Source organism: Enhygromyxa salina (assembly GCF_002994615.1).
Classification (GTDB): Bacteria; Myxococcota_A; Polyangia; order Nannocystales; family Nannocystaceae; genus Plesiocystis; species Plesiocystis salina_A.
Window position 1 is genome coordinate 1 of record NZ_PVNK01000168.1, and the last position, 15,451, is coordinate 15,451.

At 67.4% G+C, this 15,451-nt stretch carries 13 protein-coding genes; 3 read left to right on the plus strand and 10 right to left on the minus strand.

What is annotated here, in order from left to right:
- The 4 genes from ENSA5_RS19200 to ENSA5_RS19215 form a co-directional block, all read right to left on the minus strand.
- The coding region (locus tag ENSA5_RS19200) for a transposase (RefSeq protein WP_181197928.1) at nucleotides 1-317 on the minus strand (317 nt) is incomplete at its 3' end.
- Between the two features lie 39 nt (nucleotides 318-356).
- Nucleotides 357-1,157 carry a hypothetical protein gene (locus ENSA5_RS19205; RefSeq protein WP_106393136.1) on the minus strand — a complete coding sequence of 267 codons (801 nt, stop codon included), beginning with the start codon at nucleotides 1,155-1,157 and terminating at the stop codon, nucleotides 357-359.
- 185 nt (nucleotides 1,158-1,342) lie between these two features.
- Complete coding sequence (locus ENSA5_RS19210) at nucleotides 1,343-2,590, minus strand: baseplate J/gp47 family protein (RefSeq protein WP_181197929.1); 1,248 nt, start codon at nucleotides 2,588-2,590, stop codon at nucleotides 1,343-1,345.
- 90 nt (nucleotides 2,591-2,680) lie between these two features.
- Nucleotides 2,681-3,250: a hypothetical protein gene (locus tag ENSA5_RS19215; protein WP_106393138.1), complete on the minus strand. Its 570-nt coding sequence runs from the start codon at nucleotides 3,248-3,250 to the stop codon at nucleotides 2,681-2,683.
- A gap of 153 nt (nucleotides 3,251-3,403) precedes the next feature.
- Between ENSA5_RS19215 and ENSA5_RS39280 the strand changes: the two genes are divergently transcribed.
- The 3 genes from ENSA5_RS39280 to ENSA5_RS19225 are packed head-to-tail and all read left to right on the plus strand — an operon-like array spanning nucleotide 3,404 to nucleotide 5,855.
- Entirely contained in the window at nucleotides 3,404-3,532 is a 129-nt protein-coding gene (locus ENSA5_RS39280; RefSeq protein WP_258182926.1) for a hypothetical protein, read from the plus strand.
- Nucleotides 3,529-4,512 carry a DUF2169 family type VI secretion system accessory protein gene (locus tag ENSA5_RS19220; RefSeq protein ID WP_106393139.1) on the plus strand — a complete coding sequence of 328 codons (984 nt, stop codon included), beginning with the start codon at nucleotides 3,529-3,531 and terminating at the stop codon, nucleotides 4,510-4,512. Before ENSA5_RS39280 ends, ENSA5_RS19220 begins: the two co-directional genes overlap by 4 nt.
- Complete coding sequence (locus tag ENSA5_RS19225; RefSeq protein WP_106393140.1) at nucleotides 4,509-5,855, plus strand: hypothetical protein; 1,347 nt, start codon at nucleotides 4,509-4,511, stop codon at nucleotides 5,853-5,855. Before ENSA5_RS19220 ends, ENSA5_RS19225 begins: the two co-directional genes overlap by 4 nt.
- A gap of 281 nt (nucleotides 5,856-6,136) precedes the next feature.
- Here ENSA5_RS19225 and ENSA5_RS19230 read toward each other — a convergent pair whose 3' ends face one another.
- The 6 genes from ENSA5_RS19230 to ENSA5_RS19255 form a co-directional block, all read right to left on the minus strand.
- A complete protein-coding gene (locus ENSA5_RS19230; RefSeq protein ID WP_106393141.1) occupies nucleotides 6,137-6,712 on the minus strand; it encodes a hypothetical protein in 576 nt (191 codons plus the stop codon).
- Between the two features lie 348 nt (nucleotides 6,713-7,060).
- Nucleotides 7,061-8,107, minus strand: coding sequence for a histone deacetylase family protein (locus ENSA5_RS19235; protein ID WP_181197930.1), 1,047 nt, complete (start codon nucleotides 8,105-8,107; stop codon nucleotides 7,061-7,063).
- A 21-nt stretch (nucleotides 8,108-8,128) separates the two neighbouring features.
- Entirely contained in the window at nucleotides 8,129-9,121 is a 993-nt protein-coding gene (locus ENSA5_RS19240) for a GNAT family N-acetyltransferase (RefSeq protein WP_181197931.1), read from the minus strand.
- 118 nt (nucleotides 9,122-9,239) lie between these two features.
- Nucleotides 9,240-9,779, minus strand: coding sequence for a hypothetical protein (locus tag ENSA5_RS19245; RefSeq protein ID WP_106393144.1), 540 nt, complete (start codon nucleotides 9,777-9,779; stop codon nucleotides 9,240-9,242).
- A gap of 175 nt (nucleotides 9,780-9,954) precedes the next feature.
- Nucleotides 9,955-11,793 carry a 2-hydroxyglutaryl-CoA dehydratase gene (locus ENSA5_RS19250; protein ID WP_181197932.1) on the minus strand — a complete coding sequence of 613 codons (1,839 nt, stop codon included), beginning with the start codon at nucleotides 11,791-11,793 and terminating at the stop codon, nucleotides 9,955-9,957.
- Nucleotides 11,794-11,860: 67 nt separating this feature from the next.
- The gene (locus tag ENSA5_RS19255; RefSeq protein ID WP_258182927.1) at nucleotides 11,861-15,424 is read right to left on the minus strand and encodes a BadF/BadG/BcrA/BcrD ATPase family protein; all 3,564 of its coding nucleotides are present in this window, start codon (nucleotides 15,422-15,424) and stop codon (nucleotides 11,861-11,863) included.
- Nucleotides 15,425-15,451: the final 27 nt, after the last annotated feature.

Consider the following 15,451-nt stretch of genomic DNA (forward strand, 5'->3'; position numbering starts at 1 on the left):
TCGAGCACACCGCTGAGTCGCGCGTGGGTCCACCTCGCAACCTCGGTGACCTCTTCGTGGGTGGGGGCGCCGAGCGAGTGGAAGCGCAGCTCGCCCTCGTCGTCCCTCACGTACACGCCGTCGAGCACGAGGCAATGAAAGTGCACGTTCAGCCGCAGCGAGGAGTCGGCGCGCTGGATGAAGGTGATCGCACCGAAGCGCGCGTCCTCGACCGAGCGCAGGCCGAGCTTTGCCTTTGCCCGGCAACGCAGCGAGCGACGCAGCGAGGCGATGAACGCGTCGAGCACGTCGGCGCACAACTTTCGATCGTAGCCCATCGCGTAGCGCAGCCGGCCCGGCCAGGGGATTGCATGGGATCATTCAGTGGTTGAGCCGGCCGGGCGACCGGCTGATTCAGGGGATGGATCAGTACACAATTCGAGCGGCGCGATCGCGTAGCAACTCAGCCCGGCCGCCGAGCCCGAGCTAGCGGATGGGCGCACGTCGATCGTGTGTCGGACATGGCCCGCGAACGCGCCGCCCGGCCAATACAGAGTCGTGCCGCTCTCGATCGACTCCCAACCGAGCTCCAGCTCGGCGGCTCCGACCGCGGGGTCGGGGACGCGCCCGGTCGGTGCTACTCGAGCAATGATCCTGGCTTCGTGGCGTTCGAACGCGACGAGGCGCGCGCGCCGATCGTTGAGCTCGAAGGTCGCTACCAAGGCCGGCCCGGCGGCGTGGAGGGCTTGTGGGCCGACGAGAAGCTCGCCTGGTCCCGACCAGTCCCAGTCGACGCGCTGGTCGGGCTTGCGGGCCCGGCGGCGCGAGCTGGGGTGAAAATAGAGCGTGGTCGGATCCTCGTCGAAGTCGAGCGCGAGGCCGACCCCGTCGACGATCAGCTCGTAGCGCTGATCACCGATGGCACGCAGCGGTGCACCACGGGCGATCTCGATTTCAGTCCCGTCGTCGTAGCGGCGTCGCGTCCATTGCTTGGCAGCGGGATGCAGCGAGCTGTCGGCGAGCGCGAGTTCCACGTCTACGTGCCGTAGGGAAAGCTCGGTCGGCGATGGCCTGGCGATCAGCCACCCGTCGCGCCGCTCGATCACGCGAAGGCGGAGAAAGCCGGCGTCGGGGGGCAGACGCGCGACCTCCCCGAAGTGCTCGGGGCTGTGAATCACAGACGCCGGACCGATCAGAACATGATCTCGAGACGCCTGAACAGTGGGCCAGCGTGGGGGTTCGGGTACAGGTCCTGTCTCGGGGAGCTCGCGCCCCGGTTCGCCCGAGCAGCCGATCAGCGCGAGCCCGAGCCCGAGCGCCAGCACCTCCCACCGCCGTGGCCTGTCGAGCATTCGAGGCCAGCCTAGCACGGTAGGGACCCGGGTTGCCCTGGGCCCCCGTGTACGTGAGGGACGAAGAGGGCGAGCTGCGCTTGCACTCGCTCGGTCCAACGAAAGCTCGCGTTGGCGCGCTGCACCCACTCGAGCCGCTCGGTGAGCCGCTCATAGTCGGCCGACGTGACCGCGCTGAGCGTGTCGTGCCGGAAGGCCACGGGCGCGAGAAATTTCGCCCGCTGCATGGTCTCGGGTTCGGCCCCGGACGTGACGTCGAAGGGGTTGGACGCGCCGCTCAGGTCGGGATCAAACGGTGGAGTACCGCCAACCGGGTCATACAGATGCACGATCGCCCCGGCCCCGACGTTGGCGTACGAGCCAGGTCCAGACCGGTAGCGAACCCGGAACAAGGTGCCATCGGCGGGAACCCGGCCAAACTCGCCCTCGCCAAAGCGGATCGTATAGCCGGCGTTGGCGGCCCAATCCTGGTGCACGAGCTCGGTCCCGTCGGGCTTGCGATAGCCGATGATCCGCCGCCAGGTGCCGTCCTCGAGGGTAAAGTGCTCGTCATCGCCGATCGAGTCGAGCAGGGTCCGCCGCCAGGTCCATTGTTTGTCGGGGTCCCATTCGTAGGGGTCGCCAAGTGGGTCGGCCTCTTGCAGCTCGATCTCGGGCACCGAAGCGTCGAGCTGGCCGAGCCAGCCCAGGCTGAGCGCCTCGCATTGGCGTGGGGAATAGCGAAACAGCGGTGGCCGTGAGGTCGCCAGCGAGTTCAACGGGCCCTCGCGCTCGACCACGTCCTGCGCATAGTCGACGCTGCCATCACCGCGAATGCTAAAGAACTCCTGGAAGGTCTCGCCCGCGGTCGCGGGGACGACGTTGGCCTTGACCGTGGTGTCGGCGATGAGCATCGGACACGGGAGCGCTTCGTGCTCGGCCCATGCCACGCGCGTGACGTCGAATCCAGCGAGGCCGTCGGGCATCGGCTCATATTCGGTGACATGCACGAGGTGACGCTTGGGCGCGGAGCCGTCGCTGGGATCTTCGTGCAGCACCAGCATGCGGCCACTGTCCTGCCACGCCGACGAGCCGACGGTGCCGAGCAAGAACATCTCGGTCGCCCCCTTGGCGAGGCTGGGTTGGGCGCCATCGGGCTCGTGCACAGTCAGGGTGTTCCACGCCTCATCGAGGTCAAACTCCCGCGGACCGCCGAGCTCACCCGCGTGAAGATCGGCCAGGCCTTCACCCACCTCGAAGGGGATCGGTGACTCCCCCATCCGATGGGCCCAGACCTGGGTGCCCGCGAGCACGGTGATGGGGCCGCCCTTCCCGGGGGCGACCTCGAGCTGCGCTCGGTTTGCATGCTCCTAGCGCTTCTTGAGCGTGTACTTCACGTTCTTGAGCACCAACCAGTTGATCGTGCGGTGATCGACCAGCCGATAGCGCTGCTTGGGTGGGGCCTCGAGGTCGATGACCTGGCTGCGACCCATCCTGGCCTCGGTCTGAATGAGGTAGCCGACGAGGGTCCGAACCTCTCCGCTGACGCCCTTCTTGACCGCCGCCTTGAGCTTCTTGGTCAAGACCTTGGCGTCGGCGTCGGCCCCGAGCTCTTTGACGACCTCGAGCAGCTCCGTGACGACGTCCTTCTCTTTGAGCTGCTTGTTGAAGTTGACCGTGAAGATCGAGTCGCCGGCGTTCTCGAGCACCTCACAAAGAGCCGTACGGCTGAGCGTGACCGTCTCTTCAAACTGCCCGGCGGAGTACATGCCCTCTTCGATGATCCGATTGGTGACAGAGAGCCTGAGCCCACGCTCGTTCTCCAGTTCGACCTTGCCGTCGATGATCTTGGTGACCCTGTAGTATTGCGTCTCGGACAAGAAGTCGCCGACTTTGAGTTTGGCGACGTCGATGCGCTTGCTGCTGGCTTGGCTGGGCATGGTGGCGGCACGGTAGCACTGGACGCACCCCGCCGGATCACTGAGGTCTCGACCTATGTTGTGGATCGGGCAAAGTGACCAAGCCTGGATCGGATGCATCTGACCCACCCTGGATCGCCAGCCTTGCCCACTGGCCACTGAACAATCTCCCAGATGGTCTCCCCGTCGGACGTCGGCACTCAGCGACTCGCGGATGAAGGCCCCGACCCGCGCGAGCTCCGAGAGATCAAAGAGATCCTCGCGGACCACGTCGGCGCGGTCGACCGCCCGATCCGAGAATGAGCGTCGACAACCTCAGCCGGTGGTCCCACGCCGCGTTCCCGAGCTACGACCGCGACGGCCGAGACGTCCTGGTCGTGGTCGTCGGTGCGACCTTCGACATCCCGCTTCCTTCGACCACTGCGCCTCGACCGTCCGCGACCCAGCCCGCGGTCCCACTCGAGGACCGCTACTTCGCCCACGCGGGAAGCTCGGGCCTGACCCAGGTCGCTCAGACGGCCTATGTCCGCCCTGGCGCCGACGTCTACGTTCGCGGCTCGATCCGTTGCGAGCACCCGCTGACTGCCCGAGAGCTTCGCCTCGAAGTTGGCGAGCTGTGCCTCGAGTCGTGGGTCGTGGGCGACCGCCGCTGGGAGCGGAGCTTGTCGGGCTGGCACGCGACGGAGCCGGAGCCCTTCGAGGCCATGCCCATCGCTTGGGAGCGATGCTACGGCGGCCCGCGCGAGGGGAGAAACCTCGTCGGGTGTCACCCGCCCCGCGGCGAGCTCGCTGGCAGGCCGCTGCCGAACTTCGAGGCCCACGGCGCGCTCATCCAGACGCCCAAAGATCGTCGAGACCCCGTCGGTTTCGGACCGGTCCCGCCTCAGTGGCAGCCGCGGCTCGGTCACGCGGGCACCTACGACGAGAGCTGGCAGCGAGATCGGGCGCCGTACTGGCCGGAGAATCTCGATCTTCGCTTCTTCCACGCCGCGCCACCTCGGCTGCGTCGCGGGTGCTTGCGCGGCGGCGAGGCCATCGTGCTCGGTGGCTTCTTGCCGGGTCCGGCGCGATGCTTCGAGCTTCCGCGGGTCCGCATGCAGCTCAAGTATCGAGCCCGTGAGGGCATCCGCCGCCGACTCATGCGCGTCGATGGCCTGGAGATCGATCTCGACCGCGAGACCGTCACGCTCTACGCGAGGCACTCGATCGATCTCGAGGACGGGCTCGGGAAGTTCGAGATCGCTACGCTGCGCGAGCTGCAGGACTGGGAGGCCGATCCGTGAGCGGCTTCGTCATCGCCAAGCTCGGCGCCTGCGCGGCCCTGGGCACCGAGGCGAGCGGGCTTCAGGCCGAGGTCATTGCGGGCACGTCTGCGTTCGAGCATCGCCTCGGGCCCCGGGGCGCCGTGACCGTCGTCGCGCTCGAGACGCTGGCGATCGCCGAGCCTCGGGCCGCCCGACGTCGGGCGCTGCTCGAGCACGCGCTCGCCGATCTCCTCGATGGTCTGAGCTGGGAGCCCGGGCGCGTCGCGTTGGTCCACGCCAGCGCCGCTGAGGAGGGGACCGAGCTCGAGGACCGGGTGGTCCAACGGGCGCGTGAGGCTGGCCAGCAGATCGCGTCGGTGCACGGTGCTCGGCACGCCCGAGCGAGCTGGTTCATGGCCCTGGTCCGTGCCCGCGAGCTCCTCGACGAAGGCAGGTGCGAGGCCGTGCTCGTGTTTGCCAGCGACAGCCGCTGCGACCGTGAGACCCTCGCGGCGCTCGCTCGCGCGTGCGAGACCCTGGGCGATGACAACCGCGACGGCTTGATCCCGGGGGAGGGCGCCTGCGTGGCGCTGTGTTGCCTGCCGGACGCGCCGCTCGCTGGCCTGCCGACCGCCATCGCTTGCGAACAGCTGGCGATTGGCCGCGAGCCCAACCCCTTCGCGGGCTCGGAGCCGAGCATCTCGACGGGGCTCACGAGCCTGTTTCGCTCTTTGTCTCCCTCGCCACCCGTCGATGTGGTGGTCGACTGTCAGACCGGCCAGGCTCGCTTCACCAAGGAGTTCCACGCTGCGTACCTGCGCTGCGTCGAACGGATGCCCGAGCCGCTGGTCCGAACATCGACGGCCGGTAGCTTCGGTGACGCGGGCGCGGCGACGGGTGGCCTCGCTATGATCCTCGCTCAGCTCGAGCTCGCCACGCGAGCGCGGGCGCTCGCTTACGCGAGCGATGACGACGGCCAGCTTGGCGGCGCCGTCCTGGCGCGCTCGGGCGGCGGGACTGCTCTACGCGAGCGACTCGAGCGGCTGTGGGCCCGGCGGCAGGTGGCCCCGGCCAGCGCCTTTCATCAGCGCCAGGAGCTCATCGAAGATCATCTCGACACGTGCGGCTACCTCGTCCTCGATCGCTTCGATGACCTCGTGAGCGGCCAGACCCCGTGGCGCGAGCTCGATGGAGTGGAGCGCCGGATCCAGGCACAGCTCGACGCGCTCGCGCTCGGTGGTCGCTCGACGATCGAGCGCGCTCGCGCGGGTCTCGGTTCAGGCGCGGGTGTCCGGGGAGCGGTCGCGCGACAGCTCCACGCAATGTCCAACTGGGCCCCGGAACCCAAAACAAACCGCCGAACTCGGCGGCTTGGCCCATGAGCCTCGTCGTGCGACGAGGATCGTTTTGAGCCAGCCCGACGTGGACGACGAGGCCGGCGCGAGCTCTAGCACCCCGGGCTGCTAGCAGGGGCTCGCTGGTCACCGCGCGGACTCGCTCTTCGCGCAGCTGATTTCGTTGGCGGCGATCGAGTCGCAGCGTGGGTCGAGAAGAGCGTCCGAGCGCAGGCCCGCGGCGGCGAGAAGCACTCCCCGAGCTCGTCCTGCACAGGCTCGCCGTTCAGCCTCGCTAGTGAGGCGGCTGTGAGCTCCGCTTTTGTGCTTCACTCGAGCATGCCGGCGACGACTAGGGCCACGATCAAGAGCAGGAGCAGGACGCCGATTGCGATGACGGCCCGCGAAGTCTTGCGCTTGACGTGTGGCGTGGCGGGGATGACGACGTCGCGATAGTGGGGACTCATCACGGTGCTGGCCTTGGTTCCCCACAGCAGCCCGAGGAACAAGAGCGGCCAGAACATGCGGCCAGCCAGGTAGGTGAAGGGTTGCCCGGCGTTTGCGATCACCAACACCACGACGGAGAGCCCGATGACCCCCGAATAGACCGCTCGACCGCGGCGATCGAGGCGACGGAGCCAGAAACCACCCAACCCGAGGCCAACGCCGACGACCAGGCTGATGAGCGCAGCCGCGGGGTCCTGCGCGACTGTGCCCACGGCGCTGAGGAGCGTGCTGGCGGCGCCGATGTACAGGAGAACGCCAAGGGTCTTGACGTTGGTCTCGGCGTTGATGTGTTCCTGCCTCAGCCTCTCCAGTTCCGGCGGGACCTGAGCGTTGGGCATCTGGGTGGGGGCGGGCTCGTCGTGTCTCGGCGGCGCGTAGGGATTGGGTTCGTCGACCATCACAGCCAGGATACATCGCGGCGAGGCCCCCGTGTCGATTTGGTGTAGCGGCGACGGCCGCCCCCGGGAGCGACCGAGGGCATGCGTCGGAGCGCCGACCAAGCGCAAGCAGACGGGCATGGACGCCGTCGACTTCGACGGAAACGGACTCGAGGCGGAGCGAGGAGTCGGCGCGTTGAATGAAGGTCAGGGGCGCGCTGGCGAGTCAATACTGAAGTCGAAGGCCGAGCCGACCATCGGTGTCGAAGGAGCCATACACGATCACCGCGGCCACGCACCGAGCTGTGCGTGGTCGACCGCGAGCGCCGAACCGAGGGCGACCGGCCCTGACTGGCGACTGTGTCGCTCTCAGTCCGCGAGCCCGAGCCCGGCGCGCAGGCCCCGGAGCAGCGCGACCGCGTTGCGGCCGAGGTGCGCGGCGTAGTAGCCACCCTCCTGGATCGCCGCGACCGGCAGGCCGATCGCCCCGATCCGCTCACCGAGGCGAAAGAAGTCCTCGGTCGTCAGCTTGAAGTTGCCGATCGGGTCGCGCTCGTAGGTGTCGAGGCCGGCGGCGAGGACCAGGTAGTCGGGCTCGAACAGCTCGATCGCGGGGAGCGCGTGGGCCTCGAAGGCGGCGAGGTAGTGGGCGCCGTCGATCTCCGACTCGAGCACGAGGTTGATGTTGTGGCCGCGGCCCCGACCCTCGCCGACCTCGGACGCGTAGCCGCAAAAGAAGGGGAAGTACTCGCGGGGGTCGCCGTGGAGCGAGATCGTCAGGACCTTGTCGTCGCGCAAGAACAGATCCTGGGTCCCGTTGCCGTGGTGAAAGTCGATGTCGAGCACGACCACCCGCCCGCTGCGGCGCAGGGTCTTGGCCGCGATCCCGGCGTTGTTGAAGTAGCAGTAGCCGCCGAAGAGGTCGCGCTGGGCGTGGTGGCCGGGCGGGCGGGACAGCGCGTAGGCGAGCTTGGTGCCCTTGCGCAGGGTGGTCGCGGCCGCGCGGGCACACGCGGCGCTCCAGGTCGCGGCGCTGAGGGTCTGGGCGTTGAGGGGGGTGCCCGAGTCGAAGCAGTAGGCGCCGGCCTGGTGGATGTTGGTCGGGTCCCCCTCGCCGCGCTTGAGCTTGGGGAACACCGTGGGGTGAAAGTCCTTGTCGCCCGGGAGCTGCTCGGCGGCGGCGTAGAGGTTGAGCAGCTGCATGCTGTGGAGCCCACGCAGCGCGCTCGCGGGGATCGGCGCGGGCACGCGGATGTCGAAGTCTTCGTGGGCCTGGCCGACCGCGGCCAAGATCGACTCGGCCCGCGCGGTGGTCTCGGGGTGGGTGATCTTCTCGCCGAAGGCCCACTCGTAGCGGGGCTTGAACTCGAGCTGAAGCTCGTTGAAGAACACCGGGGTCCGTGGACGTGCGGGCACGGCCATGACCCTACTACGGGCTCAGATCGCCGCAGCTGCGCGATCGTCGAGGCGCCGAGACAGGATGTTCATGTCTTCGATGCCCGTGCCGATCCGGCACGACTGGCGCATGGTCCCGTTGAACGAGAAGCCGAGCCTGGCGAAGGCCAGGTTCACGCCGGGCACCCGGGCGCGCGCGAGCGTGAACGCCGTCGGGTAGTCGAGCGAGCGGACGTCGTCCATGAGGTCGAGCAACACGCTCTGCATCAGCCCGCGACCGCGGTGGGTTGGGCGGGTCGCGCAGTCGGTGAGCTCGGCCGTGCGCGCGTCGGCGATCAGGTCGGCGCTCGCGCAGGCGACGACGCGGCCGCTGTCCTCGACGAAGCGAAAGGGCGTGCCCTCGGCGATCGCGGCGGCGAGGTAGTCTGGATCACCCGAGGGGGTCGGGTAGGCCGCGAAGGTCTCGTCGAGCAGGGCCGCGATCGCGGGGGCGTCGTCGATGGTCGCGCGGCGGGTCTCGACCCGGGGGTGACGTGGGCGAGCAGGGGCGCGAGCTCCGTCCTCGTCGTGGGAGATCTCTGCCTCACGCGCGGCCAGTAAGGCCTTGACTTCGGCAACCTCACGTGGATGGGCCAAGTCGCTGCGGCTCGCGTCGGGATACGCACCCATGACCGCGCAGGGCAGCTCACCTTCGTAGAAGCCCGGGATCAATCCTTCGCGCTCGAAGCCCACTTGCTCGAGACCTCGCTCGACCTTCGGTCGCACGAAGGCGACGACTCGACCACGATCGAGGCGCTCGGCGGCCGCGAGCAAGGACTGGCCGAGCAGCGCGCCGGGCGAGACCCCCGGGTGGTCGCAGCGGATACGGTCCGAGTAGACGTCGTCTCGGGCGTGGACGGGCGCGGCCCCAGGCACCTTCAGGAGCAGATCACGCGAGTCTTCGGGATCGGGGGCGTGGACGTCGATGGAGGCAGAATCTGAGCTCTCTACAGTTCGATTCTCTAGGTTCTCTAGGTTCTCTAGGTTCTCGAGCATGGTCCGTGGGCACTGACTAACACGATGCTGAGGATCCGCAACTGCGCTCACCGCCAGCGCCGAGCTTCGCGCCGACGCGCTGCGTGCTATTACTGCGCGTTGCTTTGCGTCGCAGCTGTCAGCTCGCAGCGTAGCCGTCGAGGTGCACGAGCAAGACCGCGAGCTCGCGCTCGATCGCGGTCTGATCGAAGGGCTCATGCTTGCGCCGGCCAGATAGCTTCACCTGGCCAGCGCGTTTGACCTTGACGCTGACGTCCTCGCCGAGCAGATCCATCACCGCGGTCTGGGCTCCGTCGTCGTCGATGAAGCGGTGGGTGCCGGGCTTGTCGCGGGTGATGATCACGCCGAGTTTGTGAAACAGGGGGTCTTCGACGCGAATCGTCATGCCGAGGAGACCGACGAGGCTCGCGAGCCCCTTGCGGCGGAAGCTGGCGTCGAACAGCGGTCTGGCGACTGACGCGTCTCCCTGAGCGACATAGACCCGCTTGTCTCCGTGGCCGACGAAGCCGCACTTGACTCTGAGCTGAAAGCCGCGGGCGTGGGCGGCGGCCACGGCCCCGCCGTCGTGGCAGCGGCGGCACAGGTCGATGCCGCCGATTCGGTTGGGGCGAGGGTCTTCGGTGGTGCGGCACAGGGCGCATCGGGGGGACTCGGACATCCACGCAGCCTACCAGCTCGGGGCCCAATGCTTGGCTTGGCCTCCTTGCCGGAGCTTGGTCGCCAAGACTCGCAGTCGGCCGAGGAGCGGAGCGCCCGTGGGCGATCGAAAGAGCGGCCCTCGACATCGTCGAGGACCGCTGTCAATGGCGCGGTGGCGCTTGGCCAGGCGAGGCTCAGTCAGGCTGGGCGGCGAAGCGCTGGCCGATGACCGGGAGCCGGTCGAGGGGCACGCGCTGTTGCAGCTGCAAGAGGGCCTCCTCGCCGAGCTCGCGGGCGACGACCTTGGCCCCGCGGGCCATGGTCGGGGCGGCCTTGATCGTCTTGTTGGCCAGGCCCTTGGTCTTGTCGGCGACCTTGCGAGCCTCGAGCACGCCGCGCTCCCACGAGGTCGTCTTCATGTGGTCGGACACGTCGTAGACCATGCGCGCGGCCTTGCACGCGGCGATCTTGCGCTGGCTGGGGAAGTACAGCGAGTCCTGGAACTTCGGGGTCTTGGCGATGTGGGCCTCGACCTCCTCGAGGGTCACGCCGCAGTCCTCGAGCGCGCTCTTGACCTCTTGCTCGGCGGCCTTTTGGGCCTTGAACAGGAACATCTGCACGCGCGAGTAGAAGTTCACGGCCCCGTCGCCGCTGGTCTCGACGGCGCAGAAGATCGTGCCGGGGTAGCGCTCGGCGACGACCGACTGGACGCCGTCGCTGATCGCCGAGCTCGGCATGCAGCCGAAGGGCTTGACGCTCAAGGTCATGTTGGTCTTGCGATCGACGAAGTTGCTGATCGTGTTGGCGACCTCCATGTGGCCCTCGCCGCCGCGCAGCTCGGAGCTGTAGTAGCCCTTGGCGGTCTCGGTCCCCTCGGCGACGCTGTGGAGGTGGTAGTCGTGGTAGCCCATGGCCTCGGAGTAGGTCGTCCACGCCGCGCGCACGGCCTGCTGGGCCAGCCACAGCAGGCTGCGCTTCTTGAACGCGCCGTAGCGGCCCTTCTCTTCGAGCCCGCTTTGCTCGTCGTGCTCGCGGAGCTTGTCGCGCTGGTCGAGGTCGGCGACCTCCTCCCAGATGTTGTAGAGCAGCCACTCGGTCACGAACTGGATCTTGACCTCGGCGCCCTCTTGCTCGAGGAAGCGCTGCATGAAGTAGTTGCCCTCGCCCTCGGTCGTCATCGCCCAGAACTCGCCGGTGATGCCGACGAAGGGCCGGATGCGCATGTGGTCGACCTCGACGGCGGCCATGATCTTCTTGGCCTTGCGCAGGGCCGGGAGCAGGGGCTTTTTGTCGGTGAAGGCCTGGTAGCAGACCTGCTTGGCCTCCTCGATCGCGATGTTGGTCGCGCCGGGGACCTTCTCGTAGGGGCGGATGCGGTAGCCGAGGCCGTTGATCACGTCGCCGATCAGGAGGCCGCGGATGATCGCAAAGAAGAACTTGGGGCTCATGTCGAGGCCGCTGTCCTCGCCGGTCGCCTGGTCGACGCCGCCCTTCTCCTGGAAGAGCATGACGCGGAAGCCGTCGAAGCCGGCGTCGCGCAGGGCCTTGCGGTACTCGGTCGCGTACATGCCAAAGCGGCACGGGCCGCAGGACCCGGCGGTGAAGAACACGAACTTGTCGATGATCTCCTGGGTCTCCATGCCCTTCTCGTCGCGGAGCGCGGTCAGGTACTTCACGAGGTTGCCGACCGTGTAGTAGGTCGGGTTGCACTGGGCGCGGTTGCCGAATTCCTTGCCGAGGCGCAGGGACTCGTTGTCGGGTCGATCGAGGGCCAAGATGTTGTAGCCGACGGCCTTGACCGCGGCCTCGATCAGCATGTCCTGGGCGACGGTCAGGCCGCCGAGCAGCATGGTGATCTTGGCCTTCTCGGACTTGGTGAAGCCGAGGTCGACCATCTCGTCGGTCCAGTACTTGGTCTCTTCGATGCCGAGGCGCTCGCGCTCTTGTTGCTCGAATTCGGCGAGCTCTTGTTCGATGTCGGCGATCTGCGACTGGCCGTAGATCGGGAGCTTGTGCGGGATGACGTCGTTCATGAGAGATCCTGTAGTTGGGGGTGGCTGCGGAGTTGGGCTGGGTGGCGGTGGTTGGGAAGGGGGGAGGTCAGTTGCGACCGAGGCGGATCTGAACCAGGTTCTTGGCCTTGCTCAGGAGCCGTTGGCCGGTCTCGACCGCGGGCTTGGGGACGTAGTCGCGGACGCGCTTGCGCACGGCCTCGAGCGCCTCGTCGATGCCGGGGTCGCGGCGCTGCATCTTGCGGAGCTGCTCTTGCTTGAGCTCGAGCAGCTCGAGGCGCTTGCGCTCGATCGACTGCTGGAGCTCCTCGCGCTTGGCCGAGGCGTCCTCGAGCCGCTCTTTGTGGAGCGCGAGCGAGTGGGTGTAGGTCTTGACCCGGATCTTGATCGAGCCGCCGGGCTTGTTGGCGTCGAGGTCGTGGAGCGCCGCGGCCGGGACCTTGGCCGACTGGATGATCGAGTCGACGAGGCCGTAGGTCGGCGCGTCGCTGCCACACTTGAAGCTCGACAGATCCAAGATCGCGACGTTGGGGTGGTGGGCGGCGAAGTTGGCCGCCCAGACCCGCTGGGCGCTGTTGGCGAGGTAGTTCTCGGGCCAGACCTGGCTGATCTCGAGCGGGGAGCCGAGCTCGCCGCTGTCGAGCTCTTTTTTGTAGTAGCGGTCGAGGTACTCGCGGCTCTTGGGGATCGAGCGGATGCTCAGGATCGGGTAGCCGAGGGCCTGGAACTCCTCGGGGATCGAGTGCCCGATGCCGGGGTCGGCGTGGTAGGGCCGGCCGAGGACCAAGATCGCGATCGAGTTCTCGGCCTCGGCGGTGTCGAGGATCGCCTGACCCTTCTCCTGCATGTCCGAGTTAAATGCATCGAGGGCGGCGAAGCCCTGGGCGCAGGCGAAGTCGCTCTCGTCCTGGGTGATGCCGAGGCGCGGGCCCCAGGTGTCGAACAGGTTCTTCTTGAGGAAGTTCACCTCTTCCATGTTGATCGGGTCATCGACGTACTCGATGCCCCGGGTCGCGAAGAAGTCGACCTCTTTGGTGAACGCCGCCCGCATCACGTTGGGCGTGCCCGCGACGACCGGGCACACGCCGTTGTTGTGGGTGTCGACGATGAAGCCCGGGATGAAGGTCTTGACCGGGAAGTAGATGAAGTCGAGCCCGCGCTTCTTCTCGGGCTGGTGCTTGTGAAACAGCAGGTTGTGGATGTGGGCCTGGCAGACCTTGGCCGGGAAGCAAGGGTCGACCGAGCCGTAGCGGCCGCCCTCGGTCCACAGGGTCTCGTCGGTCACGTCGCTGAACACGATGCCCTGCTTGGGCACGCCGAGGGCCTCGAAGTAGGCCCGGAAGAAGGGCGCGGTCGAGTAGAAGTTGAGGACCCGCGGCATGCCGATGCGGACCTGCTTGAGGCGCTCGTGGGCGTCGGAGCGCTCGAAGGGCCGCCGGATCTTGCGGCGATCGATCTTGAGCACGCCGGCCTTGACCTCGATGTCGTCGATCATGGTCCCGGCCGCGGGCATCGGCGAGGGGTCGTAGAAGTGCTGGAACACCTTCTTGCCCTCGTAGGTGACCATGTTGGGGTACTGCGAGGCGATCTTCTTCTTGGCCTTGACGACCTCGAGCATGGCCTCCTTGGACTCGACGGTGCCCTTCTCACACGAGAAGCCCGAGATGTAGCGCGACACGCTGCCATCGGGCCGCTTGGTGTCGATGAAGGTCCGGCTGCACTCGTTGGGGCAAAAGTGGCAGGTCGTGGTCTCGTCGTTGAGGGTCGTGAAGTCGAGGCCGAGGGTCGCCTCGATCCCGATGAAGCGCGAGGTCCCGGTCCGCTCGTAGCGGCGCAGGGTCTCCATCGCGGCCCCGATCGCCCCGGCCTCGCCGGTGTGGGGGTGGACGAAGACCTCGGCGTCGGGGACCCGCTCCTTGATGTAGTCGACCTGGGCCTTGACCGCGGCGAGGTTGTACTGGGTCCCGCCTTGGAGCACGAACTTGCGCCCGAGCGAGGCCAGGCGCGGGATCTGGACCACGTACTGCCACACGTTCTTGGGCAGGACCTGGGCGAGGCCGGCGAGCAGCTCCTGCTTTTGGAACCCCTCTTTTTGGAAGTTGACGCGGTCGGTGTCGAGGAACACCGCGCAGCCGTAGGAGAACTTGGGCGCGAGCGCGGCGTCGAAGGCGTTGTCGGCGTACTCGGTGATCGGGATCCCGAACTGGTCGGCCATCGCCTGGAGCAGCATGCCGTTGCCGGCGCTGCACGAGTTGCTGAGCTTGAAGCCCTGGATGTCGCCGTTGCGCATGAACAGGACCTTGATGTCCTGCCCGCCGATGTCGCAGATCACGTCGACGTCGCCGAAGAAGTGGACCGCGCTCATCATGTGGGCGACGGTCTCGACGATGTTGACGTCGGCGAGCGCGACCTCCTCGAGCACGTCGGCGGCGTAGCCGGTCGCGCCGAAGCCGAGGCACTCGATCGTCGCGCCCTGGGCCTCGACCTGGTCACGCAGCGAGCGGAGCAGATCCTTGGCGTCGACGATCGGGTTGCCCTTCGACAGCTGGTAGGCCTTGGCGACGATCTCGCCGTTCTCGCGCACGAGCACGGCCTTGGACGAGGTCGAGCCGCCGTCGAGGCCGATGACCGCGCGGACGACCTCGCCCTGCTCGAGCTTCGGGGGCACGAACTTGGCGATCGTGTAGGTCTCGCGGAAGCTGTCGGTCTCGTCGGTCGTGGCCGACAGCGGCGGCCCGGCCTGCTCGCCGAGCTTGGCCCGGCGGCCGTTCTTGATGAACTCTTGCAGCGGGCCGATGCCCTTGAACACCGCGCCCGAGTCGGGCAGCGACATGCCGTAGATCGCGGCCCCGAACGCGGCGTAGAGCTCGGCGTTCTCGGGCACGAAGATCATCTCGTCGACGGTCATGTCGGCCGGGGGCTCGTAGCCGCGGTCGCGCCAGGTCTCGGGGATCCGCAGCTTCCAGCACTCCTGCAAGAAGGGCAGGTAGGTGTTGGGCCCGCCGAGCAGGATGACCTTGGGCTTGAGCGTGTTGCCGCGGGTCAGGACCGACAGGTTCTGGAGCACGATCGCGTCGGCGAGGGAGTTGAGGACCTCGTCCTTGGGGATGCCCGACTTGACCAGGTTGACGATGTCGGTCTCGGCGAACACGCCACACTTGGCCGCGACGTGGTGGAGGGCCTCATCGGAGAAGTGCAAGCTGGTCGCGAAGCCCGGCTCGGCGCCGACCTTGATCATGCACTTGTCGATCGTCGCGCCCGTACCCGACGCGCACTTGTCGTTCATCGACGCGTTCGCGGTCAGGTTGCCGTTTTGGTCGGCCTTGAACACGATGATCTTCGCGTCCTGGCCTCCGAGCTCGATGACCGCCCGGACATCCGGGTAGAGGTGCTCGACCGCGAGCGTGACCGCGTTGACCTCTTGGACGAACTTGGCCCCGGTCGGCTCCGCGATCGGCCCGGCGCCGGAGCCCGTGCAAAACATCTGGGTGCCGCCCTCGAGGACCTCGGGGTGAGCCTCGATGATCGCCTCGAGGAGCTCGAGGACCTTCTCGGGCTGCTTGGTGTGGTGACGCTGGTAGTCGTTCCACAGGATTTCGTACGAATGACGGTTGATGACGACCGCCTTCACGGTGGTCGACCCGATATCCATGCCAATGACGAGATCGCTCTGATCTGC

What these genes read in the sequence shown, in the direction of transcription:
- ENSA5_RS19250 (WP_181197932.1), bottom strand. Translation starts at nt 11,793, where the DNA reads ATGAACGACGTCATCCCGCACAAGCTCCCGATCTACGGCCAGTCGCAG.
- ENSA5_RS19215 (WP_106393138.1), bottom strand. Translation starts at nt 3,250, where the DNA reads ATGCCCAGCCAAGCCAGCAGCAAGCGCATCGACGTCGCCAAACTCAAA.
- ENSA5_RS19230 (WP_106393141.1), bottom strand. Translation starts at nt 6,712, where the DNA reads ATGGTCGACGAACCCAATCCCTACGCGCCGCCGAGACACGACGAGCCC.
- ENSA5_RS39280 (WP_258182926.1), top strand. Translation starts at nt 3,404, where the DNA reads ATGGTCTCCCCGTCGGACGTCGGCACTCAGCGACTCGCGGATGAAGGC.
- ENSA5_RS19255 (WP_258182927.1), bottom strand. Translation starts at nt 15,424, where the DNA reads ATGGATATCGGGTCGACCACCGTGAAGGCGGTCGTCATCAACCGTCAT.
- ENSA5_RS19220 (WP_106393139.1), top strand. Translation starts at nt 3,529, where the DNA reads ATGAGCGTCGACAACCTCAGCCGGTGGTCCCACGCCGCGTTCCCGAGC.
- ENSA5_RS19245 (WP_106393144.1), bottom strand. Translation starts at nt 9,779, where the DNA reads ATGTCCGAGTCCCCCCGATGCGCCCTGTGCCGCACCACCGAAGACCCT.
- ENSA5_RS19240 (WP_181197931.1), bottom strand. Translation starts at nt 9,121, where the DNA reads ATGCTCGAGAACCTAGAGAACCTAGAGAACCTAGAGAATCGAACTGTA.
- ENSA5_RS19210 (WP_181197929.1), bottom strand. Translation starts at nt 2,590, where the DNA reads ATGGGGGAGTCACCGATCCCCTTCGAGGTGGGTGAAGGCCTGGCCGAT.